At 66.4% G+C, this 12,890-nt stretch carries 21 protein-coding genes; 20 read left to right on the forward strand and 1 reads right to left on the reverse strand.

Annotated features, from left to right (window positions below; translation table 11 throughout):
* The first annotated feature begins 27 nt into the window (after positions 1–27).
* From rplN to truA, 20 genes are all read left to right on the forward strand, one after another.
* The gene (gene rplN, locus ABZ208_RS08350) at positions 28–396 is read left to right on the forward strand and encodes a 50S ribosomal protein L14 (protein WP_003956455.1); all 369 of its coding nucleotides are present in this window, start codon (positions 28–30) and stop codon (positions 394–396) included.
* A gap of 2 nt (positions 397–398) precedes the next feature.
* The gene (gene rplX / locus ABZ208_RS08355; RefSeq protein ID WP_019888758.1) at positions 399–722 is read left to right on the forward strand and encodes a 50S ribosomal protein L24; all 324 of its coding nucleotides are present in this window, start codon (positions 399–401) and stop codon (positions 720–722) included.
* The gene (gene rplE / locus ABZ208_RS08360; RefSeq protein WP_328397586.1) at positions 722–1,279 is read left to right on the forward strand and encodes a 50S ribosomal protein L5; all 558 of its coding nucleotides are present in this window, start codon (positions 722–724) and stop codon (positions 1,277–1,279) included. Before rplX ends, rplE begins: the two co-directional genes overlap by 1 nt.
* Before the next feature lie 5 nt (positions 1,280–1,284).
* Positions 1,285–1,470 carry a type Z 30S ribosomal protein S14 gene (locus ABZ208_RS08365; protein ID WP_003956452.1) on the forward strand — a complete coding sequence of 62 codons (186 nt, stop codon included), beginning with the start codon at positions 1,285–1,287 and terminating at the stop codon, positions 1,468–1,470.
* A 209-nt stretch (positions 1,471–1,679) separates the two neighbouring features.
* The gene (rpsH, locus tag ABZ208_RS08370) at positions 1,680–2,078 is read left to right on the forward strand and encodes a 30S ribosomal protein S8 (protein ID WP_018528360.1); all 399 of its coding nucleotides are present in this window, start codon (positions 1,680–1,682) and stop codon (positions 2,076–2,078) included.
* Between the two features lie 21 nt (positions 2,079–2,099).
* Complete coding sequence (rplF, locus tag ABZ208_RS08375; protein WP_356908746.1) at positions 2,100–2,639, forward strand: 50S ribosomal protein L6; 540 nt, start codon at positions 2,100–2,102, stop codon at positions 2,637–2,639.
* Positions 2,640–2,642: 3 nt separating this feature from the next.
* On the forward strand, positions 2,643–3,026 hold the full coding sequence (gene rplR, locus ABZ208_RS08380) for a 50S ribosomal protein L18 (protein ID WP_328397579.1): 384 nt from the start codon (positions 2,643–2,645) through the stop codon (positions 3,024–3,026).
* A 43-nt stretch (positions 3,027–3,069) separates the two neighbouring features.
* Positions 3,070–3,675 carry a 30S ribosomal protein S5 gene (gene rpsE, locus ABZ208_RS08385; RefSeq protein WP_005313527.1) on the forward strand — a complete coding sequence of 202 codons (606 nt, stop codon included), beginning with the start codon at positions 3,070–3,072 and terminating at the stop codon, positions 3,673–3,675.
* Positions 3,675–3,857 (forward strand): 50S ribosomal protein L30, encoded by a 183-nt coding sequence (gene rpmD / locus ABZ208_RS08390; RefSeq protein ID WP_005313525.1) that lies wholly within the window; start codon positions 3,675–3,677, stop codon positions 3,855–3,857. The genes rpsE and rpmD overlap by 1 nt, the downstream gene beginning before the upstream one ends.
* Before the next feature lies 1 nt (position 3,858).
* Positions 3,859–4,314, forward strand: coding sequence for a 50S ribosomal protein L15 (rplO, locus tag ABZ208_RS08395; protein WP_100108609.1), 456 nt, complete (start codon positions 3,859–3,861; stop codon positions 4,312–4,314).
* A gap of 258 nt (positions 4,315–4,572) precedes the next feature.
* Positions 4,573–5,892 carry a preprotein translocase subunit SecY gene (secY, locus tag ABZ208_RS08400; protein ID WP_356908747.1) on the forward strand — a complete coding sequence of 440 codons (1,320 nt, stop codon included), beginning with the start codon at positions 4,573–4,575 and terminating at the stop codon, positions 5,890–5,892.
* Positions 5,892–6,557 (forward strand): adenylate kinase, encoded by a 666-nt coding sequence (locus ABZ208_RS08405; protein ID WP_356908748.1) that lies wholly within the window; start codon positions 5,892–5,894, stop codon positions 6,555–6,557. The genes secY and ABZ208_RS08405 overlap by 1 nt, the downstream gene beginning before the upstream one ends.
* 108 nt (positions 6,558–6,665) lie before the next feature.
* A complete protein-coding gene (gene map, locus ABZ208_RS08410) occupies positions 6,666–7,502 on the forward strand; it encodes a type I methionyl aminopeptidase (RefSeq protein WP_356908749.1) in 837 nt (278 codons plus the stop codon).
* Positions 7,503–7,639: 137 nt separating this feature from the next.
* Positions 7,640–7,861: a translation initiation factor IF-1 gene (gene infA, locus ABZ208_RS08415; RefSeq protein ID WP_003956442.1), complete on the forward strand. Its 222-nt coding sequence runs from the start codon at positions 7,640–7,642 to the stop codon at positions 7,859–7,861.
* Between the two features lie 57 nt (positions 7,862–7,918).
* Positions 7,919–8,032, forward strand: coding sequence for a 50S ribosomal protein L36 (gene rpmJ / locus ABZ208_RS08420; RefSeq protein ID WP_003956441.1), 114 nt, complete (start codon positions 7,919–7,921; stop codon positions 8,030–8,032).
* A 197-nt stretch (positions 8,033–8,229) separates the two neighbouring features.
* Entirely contained in the window at positions 8,230–8,610 is a 381-nt protein-coding gene (rpsM, locus tag ABZ208_RS08425; RefSeq protein ID WP_004946638.1) for a 30S ribosomal protein S13, read from the forward strand.
* Positions 8,611–8,710: 100 nt separating this feature from the next.
* A complete protein-coding gene (rpsK, locus tag ABZ208_RS08430; protein WP_003956432.1) occupies positions 8,711–9,115 on the forward strand; it encodes a 30S ribosomal protein S11 in 405 nt (134 codons plus the stop codon).
* Positions 9,116–9,281: 166 nt separating this feature from the next.
* Entirely contained in the window at positions 9,282–10,304 is a 1,023-nt protein-coding gene (locus tag ABZ208_RS08435; protein WP_003956430.1) for a DNA-directed RNA polymerase subunit alpha, read from the forward strand.
* A gap of 153 nt (positions 10,305–10,457) precedes the next feature.
* Positions 10,458–10,958: a 50S ribosomal protein L17 gene (gene rplQ, locus ABZ208_RS08440; protein WP_356908750.1), complete on the forward strand. Its 501-nt coding sequence runs from the start codon at positions 10,458–10,460 to the stop codon at positions 10,956–10,958.
* 90 nt (positions 10,959–11,048) lie between these two features.
* Complete coding sequence (gene truA / locus ABZ208_RS08445; protein ID WP_356908751.1) at positions 11,049–11,918, forward strand: tRNA pseudouridine(38-40) synthase TruA; 870 nt, start codon at positions 11,049–11,051, stop codon at positions 11,916–11,918.
* On the opposite strand, the gene ABZ208_RS08450 is transcribed toward truA, so the two are convergent.
* Complete coding sequence (locus ABZ208_RS08450) at positions 11,889–12,869, reverse strand: hypothetical protein (RefSeq protein WP_356908752.1); 981 nt, start codon at positions 12,867–12,869, stop codon at positions 11,889–11,891. The two genes, truA and ABZ208_RS08450, sit on opposite strands and share 30 nt — an antisense overlap.
* Between the last annotated feature and the right edge of the window lie 21 nt (positions 12,870–12,890).

Genomic DNA, 12,890 nt, shown 5'->3' on the forward strand with positions numbered 1-12,890 from the left:
GAACCGGCAGACAAACAGGAGATAGACGTGATCCAGCAGGAGTCGCGACTTCGCGTCGCCGACAACACTGGTGCCAAGGAGATCCTTTGCATCCGTGTTCTCGGTGGCTCGGGTCGCCGCTACGCGGGCATCGGTGACGTCATCGTCGCCACCGTCAAGGACGCGATCCCCGGTGGCAACGTGAAGAAGGGTGACGTCGTCAAGGCGGTCATCGTTCGCACCGTCAAGGAGCGCCGCCGCCAGGACGGCTCGTACATCCGCTTCGACGAGAACGCCGCTGTCATTCTCAAGAACGACGGCGACCCTCGTGGCACCCGTATCTTCGGCCCGGTCGGCCGTGAGCTGCGCGAGAAGAAGTTCATGAAGATCATCTCGCTCGCGCCGGAGGTGCTGTAAGCATGAAGATCAAGAAGGGCGACCTGGTTCAGGTCATCACCGGCAAGGACAAGGGCAAGCAGGGCAAGGTCATCGCGGCCTTCCCCCGCGAGGACCGTGTCCTGGTCGAGGGTGTCAACCGGGTCAAGAAGCACACCAAGGCCGGTCAGACCGCTCGCGGTTCGCAGACCGGTGGCATCGTCACGACCGAGGCCCCGATCCACGTGAGCAACGTTCAGCTCGTCGTGGAGAAGGACGGCAACAAGGTCGTCACGCGCGTCGGTTACCGCTTCGACGACGAAGGCAACAAGATCCGCGTTGCCAAGCGGACGGGTGAGGACATCTGATGGCTACCACCACGACTCCGCGTCTGAAGACGAAGTACCGCGAGGAGATCACGGGCAAGCTGCGTGAGGAGTTCTCGTACGAGAACGTCATGCAGATCCCCGGCCTCGTCAAGATCGTGGTCAACATGGGTGTGGGCGACGCCGCCCGCGACTCCAAGCTGATCGAGGGCGCCATCAAGGACCTCACCACGATCACCGGCCAGAAGCCGGCCGTCACCAAGGCCCGTAAGTCCATCGCGCAGTTCAAGCTGCGTGAGGGCCAGCCGATCGGTGCCCACGTCACGCTCCGTGGCGACCGCATGTGGGAGTTCCTGGACCGCACCCTGTCGCTCGCGCTTCCGCGCATCCGCGACTTCCGTGGCCTGTCCCCCAAGCAGTTCGACGGCCGTGGCAACTACACCTTCGGTCTCACGGAGCAGGTCATGTTCCACGAGATCGACCAGGACAAGATCGACCGCGTCCGGGGTATGGACATCACCGTGGTGACCACGGCGACCAACGACGCTGAGGGCCGTGCGCTTCTCCGTCACCTCGGCTTCCCGTTCAAGGAGGCGTAAGCGAGATGGCGAAGAAGGCTCTGATTGCCAAGGCTGCTCGTAAGCCCAAGTTCGGTGTGCGTGCGTACACCCGCTGCCAGCGCTGCGGCCGTCCGCACTCCGTCTACCGCAAGTTCGGCCTGTGCCGCGTGTGCCTTCGTGAGATGGCTCACCGTGGCGAGCTGCCGGGCGTGACCAAGAGCTCCTGGTAATTCCCTACTTGGGAATGACCGGAGTCTCTCGGTAAGCACTGGGTCGGCGGAGCGCCCCTTCCCCATGCCGTAGGCTTGTGGGGTTGGGCGTCCGCCGCCCTACCGACTTACTACGCCGTAGGTCCCCGCGCCGCACCCGTCCCGCCCCTGTGTGGGGAGAGGGATGGCGCATACAGGAAACCCCGGCGAGAGAGGCCGAAGGCCAATTCATGACCATGACTGATCCCATCGCAGACATGCTTACGCGTCTGCGAAACGCGAACTCGGCGTACCACGACACCGTGGCGATGCCGCACAGCAAGATCAAGTCTCACATCGCGGAGATCCTCCAGCAGGAGGGCTTCATCACGGGCTGGAAGGTCGAGGACGCCGAGGTCGGCAAGAACCTCGTTCTCGAGCTGAAGTTCGGCCCGAACCGTGAGCGCTCCATCGCGGGCATCAAGCGGATCTCCAAGCCCGGTCTGCGGGTTTACGCGAAGTCCACCAACCTGCCCAAGGTCCTCGGCGGCCTCGGCGTGGCGATCATCTCCACGTCGCACGGTCTCCTGACCGGTCAGCAGGCAGGCAAGAAGGGCGTAGGTGGGGAAGTCCTCGCCTACGTCTGGTAGTCGGGAACGGAGGAATAGCTCATGTCGCGTATTGGCAAGCTGCCCATCCAGGTTCCCGCCGGTGTGGACGTCACCATCGATGGCCGCACGGTCACTGTGAAGGGTTCCAAGGGCTCCCTCACGCACACCGTTGCCGCGCCGATCGAGATTGTTAAGGGCGAGGAGGGCGTTCTGAACGTCACCCGTCCCAACGACGAGCGTCAGAACAAGGCCCTGCACGGCCTGTCCCGCACGCTGGTGGCGAACATGATCACCGGTGTGACCCAGGGATACACCAAGGCGCTCGAGATCAGCGGTGTCGGTTACCGCGTCGCCGCGAAGGGCTCCAACCTGGAGTTCCAGCTCGGTTACAGCCACCCGATCCTGGTGGAGGCCCCCGAAGGGATCTCCTTCAAGGTCGAGTCGCCGACCAAGTTCTCGGTCGAGGGCATCGACAAGCAGAAGGTCGGCGAGGTCGCCGCGAACATCCGCAAGCTGCGCAAGCCCGACCCGTACAAGGCCAAGGGCGTGAAGTACGCGGGCGAGGTCATCCGCCGCAAGGTCGGAAAGGCTGGTAAGTAAGCCATGGCATACGGCGTGAAGATTGCCAAGGGCAAGGCCTACAAGGGCGCTTCCCTGAAGCGTCGCCACATCCGCATCCGCAAGAAGGTCTCGGGTACCCCGGTGCGTCCGCGCCTGGTCGTCACCCGGTCCAACCGCGGCATCACGGCTCAGGTCATCGACGACCTCGCGGGGCACACCCTCGCGTCGGCGTCCACCCTGGACTCGTCCATCCGCGGCGGCGAAGGCGACAAGTCGGCGAAGGCGAAGCAGGTCGGCCAGCTCGTGGCCGAGCGTGCCAAGGCCGCCGGAGTCGAGGCTGTCGTGTTCGACCGTGGCGGCAACCAGTACGCCGGGCGCATCGCCGCCCTGGCGGACGCCGCCCGCGAAGCCGGCCTGAAGTTCTGAGCCGGTTCCGTAGCTCAGCGGAAAACGAAGAGAGGTAATTCCAATGGCTGGACCCCAGCGCCGCGGAAGCGGTGCCGGTGGCGGCGAGCGGCGGGACCGGAAGGGCCGTGACGGCGGCGCAGCTGCCGCCGAGAAGACCGCTTACGTTGAGCGCGTTGTCGCGATCAACCGTGTCGCCAAGGTTGTGAAGGGTGGTCGTCGCTTCAGCTTCACCGCGCTGGTCGTGGTGGGCGACGGTGACGGCACCGTGGGTGTCGGTTACGGCAAGGCCAAGGAGGTGCCGGCCGCCATCGCCAAGGGTGTTGAGGAGGCCAAGAAGCACTTCTTCAAGGTCCCCCGTATCCAGGGCACCATCCCGCACCCGATCCAGGGTGAGAAGGCTGCGGGCGTCGTCCTGCTCAAGCCGGCTTCCCCCGGTACCGGCGTTATCGCCGGTGGCCCGGTGCGTGCCGTGCTCGAGTGCGCCGGCGTTCACGACATCCTGTCGAAGTCCCTGGGCTCCGACAACGCGATCAACATCGTGCACGCGACCGTGGCGGCCCTGAAGGGCCTGCAGCGTCCCGAGGAGATCGCGGCTCGCCGTGGTCTGCCGCTCGAGGACGTCGCCCCCGCGGCTCTGCTGCGTGCACGTGCGGGAGCGGGTGCGTAATGGCTCGCCTCAAGATCACGCAGACGAAGTCGTACATCGGCAGCAAGCAGAACCACCGCGACACCCTGCGTTCGCTCGGGCTCAAGCGCCTGAACGACGTGGTCGTCAAGGAGGACCGTCCCGAGTTCCGCGGCATGGTGCACACCGTCCGCCACCTCGTGACGGTCGAGGAGGTCGACTGACATGGCGGAGCAGAACCCGCTGAAGGTCCACAACCTCCGTCCCGCCCCCGGTGCCAAGACCGCCAAGACCCGTGTCGGTCGTGGTGAGGCGTCGAAGGGTAAGACGGCCGGTCGTGGTACCAAGGGCACCAAGGCCCGTTACCAGGTTCCGGAGCGCTTCGAGGGTGGGCAGATGCCCCTCCACATGCGTCTCCCGAAGCTCAAGGGCTTCAAGAACCCGTTCCGCACCGAGTACCAGGTCGTGAACCTGGACAAGCTGGCCGCCCTGTACCCGCAGGGTGGCGAGGTCACCGTTGCCGACCTGGTCGACAAGGGCGCCGTGCGCAAGAACAGCCTCGTCAAGGTCCTGGGCCAGGGCGAGATCTCCGTGGCACTGCAGGTGACGGTCGACGCCGTCTCCGGCTCCGCCAAGGAGAAGATTGCCGCCGCCGGCGGCACCGTCACCGAGCTCGTCTGAGACGACTCGATGGCCTGAACATCCAGCCGGGGATGCCTCTCAAATGGGGCATCCCCGGTTGGTCGTTCCAAGGGGGGCAGGGTCGCCGGTAAGGTGGCGTGCACTGTTGCTGTTATTCACCCGGGGGCCCGCCCCCGGGACCCCGGCCGCGCGGCGTGTCCGCAGGGGTGCACCGTGCGGTCGATTGCCTGATTCGTATTCGTCGATCCTCAAGACCGTCACCTCTGACGCAGAAGCGCGGGGGTCGCAGGAGGCACCGTGCTCACCGCGTTCGCCCGGGCGTTCAAGACGCCCGACCTGCGCAAGAAGCTGCTGTTCACGCTCGCCATCGTCGTTCTGTACCGCCTCGGGTCCCACATCCCGGTTCCGGGCGTGAGTTATCAGAACGTACAGATCTGTGTGGAAGCGGCCCAGAAGGGCAACAACAGCCTGTTCGGGCTGGTGAACATGTTCAGTGGCGGTGCGCTGCTGCAGATCACCATCTTCGCGCTCGGCATCATGCCGTACATCACGGCGAGCATCATCCTGCAGCTGCTGACGGTGGTCATTCCACGGCTGGAGGCCCTCAAGAAGGAGGGTTCGTCCGGCACCGCGAAGATCACCCAGTACACGCGCTACCTCACGGTGGCTCTCGCCGTGCTGCAGGGCACCGGCCTGGTGGCCACCGCCCGCAGCGGTGCGCTCTTCAGCGGTTGCCGGGTCGCTCAGGAGATCGTCCCGAACCGCTCGATCTTCACGACCGTGGTCATGGTCATCACCATGACCGCGGGCACCGCCGCCGTCATGTGGCTCGGTGAGCTGATCACCGACCGCGGTATCGGCAACGGCATGTCGATCCTGATGTTCATCTCGATCGCCGCCGGCTTCCCCGGTGCCCTGTGGGCCATCAAGGAGAGCGGCAAGCTCGCCAAGGGCTGGATCGAGTTCAGCACGGTCATCCTGATCGGCTTCGTGATGGTGGCCCTCGTCGTCTTCGTCGAGCAGGCCCAGCGCCGCATCCCCGTGCAGTACGCGAAGCGCATGATCGGCCGCAGGTCCTACGGCGGTACGTCCACTTACATCCCGCTCAAGGTGAACCAGGCGGGTGTGATTCCCGTCATCTTCGCCTCGTCGCTGCTCTACATCCCGGCGCTCGTCGCACAGTTCTCCAGCTCGAACGCAGGCTGGAAGACCTGGATCGAAGCCCACTTCGTCAAGGGTGACCACCCCTACTACATCGCTACGTACTTCCTTCTGATCGTGTTCTTCGCCTTCTTCTATGTGGCGATCTCGTTCAACCCCGAGGAAGTCGCGGACAACATGAAGAAGTATGGTGGCTTCATCCCGGGTATCCGGGCTGGTCGACCTACTGCCGAGTACCTGAGCTACGTGCTCAACAGGATCACTTGGCCGGGCTCGCTGTACCTGGGTCTGATTGCTCTTGTCCCGACGATGGCGTTGGCAGGCTTCGGAGGCGCGAACCAGAACTTCCCGTTCGGCGGGACGAGCATCCTCATCATCGTGGGTGTGGGTCTGGAGACCGTGAAGCAGATCGAGAGCCAGCTCCAGCAGCGCAATTACGAAGGGTTCCTCCGCTGATGCGAATCGTCCTCGTCGGACCGCCCGGTGCCGGGAAGGGAACGCAGGCCGCGTACCTTGCCAAGAACCTGTCGATCCCGCACATCTCCACGGGCGACCTGTTCCGCGCCAACATCTCGCAGGGCACGGAGCTGGGCAAGCAGGCAAAGGCGTTCATGGACGCCGGCAACCTTGTCCCCGACGAGGTGACGATCGGGATGGCCAAGGACCGGATGGCACAGCCCGACGCCGATCACGGGTTTCTGCTCGACGGCTTCCCGCGCAACGTGAGCCAGGCCGAGGCACTCGACGTGATGCTGAAGGGCGAGGGCCTCAAGCTGGACGCCGTCCTCGACCTGGAGGTCCCCGAGGACGAGGTCGTCAAGCGGATCGCCGGACGGCGGGTGTGCCGCAACAACAGCGCGCACGTCTTCCACGTGTCGTACACGCCGCCGACGACCGAGGGCGTCTGCGACGAGTGCGGCGGCGAGCTGTACCAGCGCGACGACGACTCCGAGGAGACCGTGCGCAAGCGGCTCGAGGTCTACCACACGCAGACCGAGCCGATCATCGACTACTACAAGGCCCAGGGCCTGGTGGTCACCATCTCCGCGCTGGGCAAGGTCACCGATGTGACCGCCCGGGCCATGGAGGCGCTGCAGGTGGACAAGGCCGCCCAGGCCTGAGCCGCCGGCAGCAGCACAGACGCAGAGAGTACGGCCGCGGTGTCCGAAGGACGCCGCGGCCGTATTGTTGATAGGCCCCTCCCACGACCCAGAAAGGCGTCCACCGCAATGGTGCAGATCAAGACCCCCGAGCAGATCGCGAAGATGCGCGAGGCGGGACTTGTCGTCGCCGCCATCCACGCGGCCACCCGTGAGGCCGCGGTGCCGGGCGCCACCACCCGCGACCTGGACGAGGTCGCGCGGAAGGTGATCTCCGACCACGGTGCGAAGTCCAACTTCCTGGGGTACGGCGGGTTCCCCGCGACGATCTGCACCTCCGTCAACGAGGTGGTCGTCCACGGCATCCCGGACGACAAGACCGTTCTCAAGGACGGCGACATCATCTCCATCGACGCCGGCGCGATCATCGACGGCTGGCACGGGGACGCGGCGTACACGGCGTTCGTGGGCAGCGGCCATGCCCCGGAGCTCATCGAACTCTCCCGGGTCACCGAGGAGTCGATGTGGGCCGGTATCGCCGCGATGAAGAACGGCAGCCGGCTCGTCGACATCTCCCGCGCCATCGAGACCTACATCCGCCGCCAGCCGAAGCCGGGCGGTGGCCGGTACGGGATCATCGAGGAGTACGGCGGCCACGGCATCGGCACCGAGATGCACATGGACCCGCACCTGCTGAACTACGTCTCCAAGAAGCGCGGCCGCGGCCCGAAGCTGGTCCCCGGCTTCTGCCTGGCGATCGAGCCGATGGTCTCCCTCGGCACGCCGCACACCGAGGTCCTGAAGGACGACTGGACCGTCATCACGACGGACGGGACCTGGTCCTCGCACTGGGAGCACTCGGTGGCACTGACGGAGGAGGGCCCGCTGGTGCTGACCTCGCCGGACTGCGGCCGGGCGAAGCTGGCCGAGCTGGGCGTGACCGCCGCCCCGGATCCCCTGGCGTAATGATCTCCACGCATGGGCAGACTTGCCGGATTCGTCATTTCGATGGCCCTGACGTAGACTGATGCGTCGGCTCTCGTGCACCCGTGTGTCCGCACTCGGGGAGAGTCGATCAAGGTAGCCGATTCGAAAGGCGAAGCGTGGCCAAGAAGCAAGGTGCCATCGAAATCGAGGGCACCGTGATCGAGTCCCTCCCGAACGCCATGTTCAAGGTGGAACTCCAGAACGGTCACAAGGTCCTCGCGCACATCTCCGGCAAGATGCGGATGCACTACATCCGAATCCTTCCGGACGACCGGGTCGTGGTGGAGCTGTCTCCGTACGACCTGACGCGTGGCCGGATCGTCTACCGGTACAAGTAGATCTTGTCGCGCCCCGGGAGCGGGGTGGCGGCACTGACCCGGAGAACCTCACATCCCATGAAGGTCAAGCCGAGCGTCAAGAAGATCTGCGACAAGTGCAAGGTGATCCGCCGTCACGGCCGGGTCATGGTCATCTGCGACAACCTGCGCCACAAGCAGCGCCAGGGCTGACGCACGCCGACCTGCACCTCGCAGTTCTTCGCGCGACGTAAGTAATTCGTACATACGCAGTGCCCGTCCAAGCCACGGCTGACGACACCTCCGGCGGGGGCCGGGGACCCGGGCGTACCACCTCTCTCCCAGGCGGGGAGCGGTCGGCGGTCGGGAGCGGTACTGCGGAAGACCCCCGAACACACAGGAGCCATTGAATGGCACGCGTTTCCGGTGTTGACATCCCGCGCGACAAGCGTGTGGAGGTCGCACTCACCTACGTCTTCGGTATCGGCCGCACCCAGTCGAAGGCGACTCTCGCCGCGACCGGTGTGAACCCGAACACCCGCGTTCGTGACCTGGCCGAAGAGGACCTGGTCAAGATCCGCGAGTACGTGGACGCCAACCTCAAGACCGAGGGTGACCTCCGTCGCGAGATTCAGGCCGACATCCGCCGCAAGGTCGAGATCGGCTGCTACCAGGGTCTGCGTCACCGCCGCGGTCTTCCGGTCCACGGTCAGCGCACCAGCACGAACGCTCGTACCCGCAAGGGCCCGCGTCGCGCCATCGCCGGCAAGAAGAAGCCGGGCAAGAAGTAGTCCGCAGCAGGACGCTGCGGGATTCGGGGGGCGACCCCCGAGCACCCGCACAGCCAGCGGTCTTCGCTGTAGGACCGACCACCTCCGTAGGAGTTAAGACATGCCCCCCAAGGGACGTCAGGGCGCTGCCAAGAAGGTGCGCCGCAAGGAAAAGAAGAACGTCGCTCACGGCCACGCGCACATCAAGAGCACGTTCAACAACACGATCGTTTCGATCACGGACCCGAGCGGCAACGTGATCTCCTGGGCCTCCGCCGGCCACGTCGGCTTCAAGGGCTCGCGCAAGTCCACCCCCTTCGCCGCGCAGATGGCCGCCGAGTCGGCCGCCCGCCGCGCGCAGGAGCACGGCATGCGCAAGGTCGACGTCTTCGTCAAGGGTCCCGGCTCCGGCCGTGAGACCGCGATCCGCTCCCTCCAGGCCACGGGCCTCGAGGTCGGCTCGATCCAGGACGTCACCCCCACGCCGCACAACGGCTGCCGTCCCCCCAAGCGGAGGCGCGTCTGACCTCAGATGCGTGAGCATCTGTGGCTGATGTGGGATTCGGGCGGTACGCCCCTTCGGGGTCGTATCGCCCGTACCCTTGCAGTAGTGCAGTAGTTTTGAATACCGGGCCATCGCCCGGTGGGTCGGGCGTCAAATAGTGGGCGCCCCCGACTGAAGGAATCACACCATGCTTATCGCTCAGCGCCCCTCGCTGACCGAAGAGGTTGTTGACGAGTACCGCTCGCGGTTCGTCATCGAGCCCCTGGAGCCGGGCTTCGGCTACACGCTCGGCAACTCTCTGCGCCGTACGCTCCTCTCCTCGATCCCGGGTGCGGCGGTCACGTCCATCCGCATCGACGGTGTCCTGCACGAGTTCACCACCGTGCCGGGCGTCAAGGAGGACGTCACCGACCTCATCCTGAACATCAAGCAGCTGGTCGTCTCCTCCGAGCACGACGAGCCGGTCGTGATGTACCTGCGCAAGCAGGGCCCGGGTCTGGTCACCGCCGCCGACATCGCGCCGCCGGCCGGTGTCGAGGTGCACAACCCCGACCTGGTCCTCGCGACGCTCAACGGCAAGGGCAAGCTGGAGATGGAGCTGACCGTCGAGCGCGGTCGCGGTTACGTCTCCGCCGTGCAGAACAAGCAGGTGGGCCAGGAGATCGGCCGTATCCCGGTCGACTCCATCTACTCCCCGGTGCTCAAGGTCACGTACAAGGTCGAGGCGACCCGTGTCGAGCAGCGCACCGACTTCGACAAGCTGATCGTCGACGTCGAGACCAAGCAGGCCATGCGCCCGCGTGACGCCATGGCGTCCGCCGGTAAGACCCTGGTCGAGCTGTTCGGTCTGGCCCGCGAGCTCAACATCGACGCCGAGGGCATCGACATGGGCCCGTCCCCGACGGACGCCGCCCTGGCCGCCGATCTGGCGCTGCCGATCGAGGAGCTCGAGCTCACCGTTCGGTCGTACAACTGCCTCAAGCGCGAGGGCATCCACTCCGTGGGTGAGCTCGTGGCCCGCTCCGAGGCCGACCTGCTCGACATCCGCAACTTCGGTGCGAAGTCGATCGACGAGGTCAAGGCGAAGCTGGCCGGCATGGGCCTGGCCCTCAAGGACAGCCCGCCCGGATTCGACCCGACCGCTGCCGCCGACGCCTTCGGCGCCGACGACGACGCGGACGCGGGCTTCGTGGAGACCGAGCAGTACTGAGCCGTACGCCACGGCTGAGGCACTGACCTCACTGCCGGACGGGTTTGATCTTCAAGCCCGTCCGGCGGCGTGAACGCTTCCGGCGGGCGGCCGTCCGTCGGTAACTGACACCGGTACCTGATACGGCCGGTGCAGATCACAAGGAGAAACACCATGCCGCGTCCCACCAAGGGAGCCCGTTTCGGCGGCAGCGCCGCGCACGAGCGTCTGCTTCTCGCGAACCTCGCGAAGTCGCTGTTCGAGCACGGCCGCATCACCACGACCGAGGCCAAGGCCCGCCGCCTGCGTCCGGTCGCCGAGCGCCTGATCACCAAGGCGAAGAAGGGCGACATCCACAACCGTCGCCTGGTGCTGCAGACGATCACGGACAAGGGCATCGTCCACACGCTCTTCACCGAGATCGCGCCGCGTTACGCCGAGCGCCCGGGCGGCTACACCCGCATCACCAAGATCGGCAACCGTCGTGGCGACAACGCCCCGATGGCTGTGATCGAGCTGGTCGAGGGTGAGATCGCGAAGAAGGCGACCGTCGCCGAGGCCGAGGCCGCCACCAAGCGTGCGGTCAAGGAAGACGCCCTCAAGAAGGACGAGGCCGTCGAGGCGAAGGCCGACGAGGCTGCCGAGGCTCCGGCCGAGGAGTCCAAGGACGCCTGAACCGCGTTCTGAAGGCTGACGGGCGGGCCCGTATCCCCTCGGGGGTACGGGCCCGTTCCGCTTGTGTGCGAGGTTGAGAGGATGGATCGCGTGAGCGACGAGGCGGAGCCCGGCTTCGTACGGGTGCGGCTGGATCTTTCGTACGACGGCAAGGAATTCTCCGGCTGGGCCAAGCAGGCCCGCGGGCAGCGGACCGTGCAGGGCGAGATCGAGGACGCGCTGCGTACGGTGACCCGTTCGTCCCGGACGTACGAGCTGACGGTCGCCGGGCGTACGGACGCCGGTGTGCATGCCCGCGGCCAGGTCGCACACGTCGATCTGCCCGAGGACGTATGGGCCGAGCACCAGGAGAAGCTGCTGCGCCGGCTCGCAGGACGGCTCCCGCACGATGTGCGGGTCTGGAAGGTCGAGGAGGCCCCGGCCGGGTTCAACGCGCGCTTCTCGGCGGTCTGGCGGCGGTACGCGTACCGGGTGACCGACAATCCGGGCGGGGTGGATCCGCTGCTGCGCGGTCATGTCCTGTGGCACGACTGGGCGTTGGACGTCGAGGCCATGAACGCCGCCGCAGCGCAGCTGGTGGGGGAGCACGACTTCGCGGCGTACTGCCGCAAGCGCGAAGGCGCGACGACCATCCGCACGCTGCAGCAGCTGTCCTGGGAGCGTGACGCGTCCGGGGTTCTCACGGCGACCGTGCGGGCGGACGCCTTCTGCCACAACATGGTGCGTTCGCTGGTCGGCGCGCTGCTTTTCGTGGGCGACGGGCACCGGCCGGTGGACTGGCCGGCGAAGGTGCTGGCCGCGGGGGTACGGGACTCGGCCGTCCATGTGGTGCGTCCGCACGGGCTCACGCTGGAGGAAGTCGGCTACCCCGCCGACGAGTTGCTGGCCGCCCGCAGCCGGGAGGCCCGCAACAAACGGTCGCTGCCCGGCTCAGCCGGCGGGTGCGGAGGCTGCGGCTGAGGCCTGTGCCTCGCCGCGGCGCCTGATCTGACGGAACGTGAACTCCGCCAGGTCGTCGCCCGTCTGGAAGGCCTTGGAGTCCCCCTTGGTGACGGACTTGGCCTTCGTGTAGCCGGTGATGGTGAAGTAGGCGTACCGGCCGTAGGAGTTGGACACCCGGCGGCACACCGTACCGGTCTTGCAGAAGGCGGGGACGCCCTTGCCGGCCAGCGGAGCGATGCTCCCGGACGCCTGCTGCACCGCCTTTTTGGCCTTCGCCTCGTTCTCGAAGGTGGCGACGCCGACGGTGACGGCAATGCCACTCGCGCTGTAGGTGGCTCGGAAGACCTGGTCGCAGCCGTTGTTCTCGAGGACCGAACCGAGCGCATCCTTGGTGGCGGACGCGCAGTCGCCGGTGCGGGACGTGGAGCCCTTGGCGTAGACGCGGTCGCCCATCGTCAGCTTCTTGCCGGGGAAGAGGCTGTCGACGCTCAGCGGCGCCGTGTCCTTCTTCCGGTCGGAGATGAACTCCTTGGGGTTCGGCGGGGGCAGGGGGTCCACGGAGGCGAACGACGGCTCGGCCTGCGTGGTGTCCTGCGGCAGCTCGGGCGGGCCGGGCAGCGTGCTGGTGACGCTGCCCGTGGCGCTGTTGCCGCTGTCCTTGTTGGACGAGACGATCGCGGTCGCGACCGCGCCGGCTATGACTGCGGTCGCGAGAGCGCCGCCGCCGACCATCATCAGGCGTTTACGGCGGGTACGGGCGGCGGAGGCGTCGGCGAGCGCGGCCCAGTCGGGCGTGTTCGCGTCGTCGTCGGCGCGCCGCGTCCCGAACGGATCGAACGTGTCCGCGCCCGAGTTGTACGCGTTACGGCTCCCGTAGGGGCGCTGACCTCCGTACGGGTCCTGCGTTCCGTACGGATCCTGATTCTGTCCACCGGGGCCCCACTGAGGTCCCCCTTGCCCAAAGCTCATGCCGCGCATCCTAAACCTGTT

Source organism: Streptomyces sp. NPDC006208 (genome assembly GCF_040613775.1).
Lineage (GTDB): Bacteria > Actinomycetota > Actinomycetes > Streptomycetales > Streptomycetaceae > Streptomyces.

Bases quoted from the DNA above. Each gene is read 5' to 3' on its own strand.
- rplX (WP_019888758.1), top strand. From the start codon at position 399: ATGAAGATCAAGAAGGGCGACCTGGTTCAGGTCATCACCGGCAAGGAC.
- rplE (WP_328397586.1), top strand. From the start codon at position 722: ATGGCTACCACCACGACTCCGCGTCTGAAGACGAAGTACCGCGAGGAG.
- ABZ208_RS08365 (WP_003956452.1), top strand. From the start codon at position 1,285: ATGGCGAAGAAGGCTCTGATTGCCAAGGCTGCTCGTAAGCCCAAGTTC.
- rpsH (WP_018528360.1), top strand. From the start codon at position 1,680: ATGACCATGACTGATCCCATCGCAGACATGCTTACGCGTCTGCGAAAC.
- rplF (WP_356908746.1), top strand. From the start codon at position 2,100: ATGTCGCGTATTGGCAAGCTGCCCATCCAGGTTCCCGCCGGTGTGGAC.
- rplR (WP_328397579.1), top strand. From the start codon at position 2,643: ATGGCATACGGCGTGAAGATTGCCAAGGGCAAGGCCTACAAGGGCGCT.
- rpsE (WP_005313527.1), top strand. From the start codon at position 3,070: ATGGCTGGACCCCAGCGCCGCGGAAGCGGTGCCGGTGGCGGCGAGCGG.
- rpmD (WP_005313525.1), top strand. From the start codon at position 3,675: ATGGCTCGCCTCAAGATCACGCAGACGAAGTCGTACATCGGCAGCAAG.
- rplO (WP_100108609.1), top strand. From the start codon at position 3,859: ATGGCGGAGCAGAACCCGCTGAAGGTCCACAACCTCCGTCCCGCCCCC.
- ABZ208_RS08405 (WP_356908748.1), top strand. From the start codon at position 5,892: ATGCGAATCGTCCTCGTCGGACCGCCCGGTGCCGGGAAGGGAACGCAG.
- map (WP_356908749.1), top strand. From the start codon at position 6,666: ATGGTGCAGATCAAGACCCCCGAGCAGATCGCGAAGATGCGCGAGGCG.
- rpmJ (WP_003956441.1), top strand. From the start codon at position 7,919: ATGAAGGTCAAGCCGAGCGTCAAGAAGATCTGCGACAAGTGCAAGGTG.
- rpsM (WP_004946638.1), top strand. From the start codon at position 8,230: ATGGCACGCGTTTCCGGTGTTGACATCCCGCGCGACAAGCGTGTGGAG.
- rpsK (WP_003956432.1), top strand. From the start codon at position 8,711: ATGCCCCCCAAGGGACGTCAGGGCGCTGCCAAGAAGGTGCGCCGCAAG.
- ABZ208_RS08435 (WP_003956430.1), top strand. From the start codon at position 9,282: ATGCTTATCGCTCAGCGCCCCTCGCTGACCGAAGAGGTTGTTGACGAG.
- rplQ (WP_356908750.1), top strand. From the start codon at position 10,458: ATGCCGCGTCCCACCAAGGGAGCCCGTTTCGGCGGCAGCGCCGCGCAC.
- ABZ208_RS08450 (WP_356908752.1), bottom strand. From the start codon at position 12,869: ATGAGCTTTGGGCAAGGGGGACCTCAGTGGGGCCCCGGTGGACAGAAT.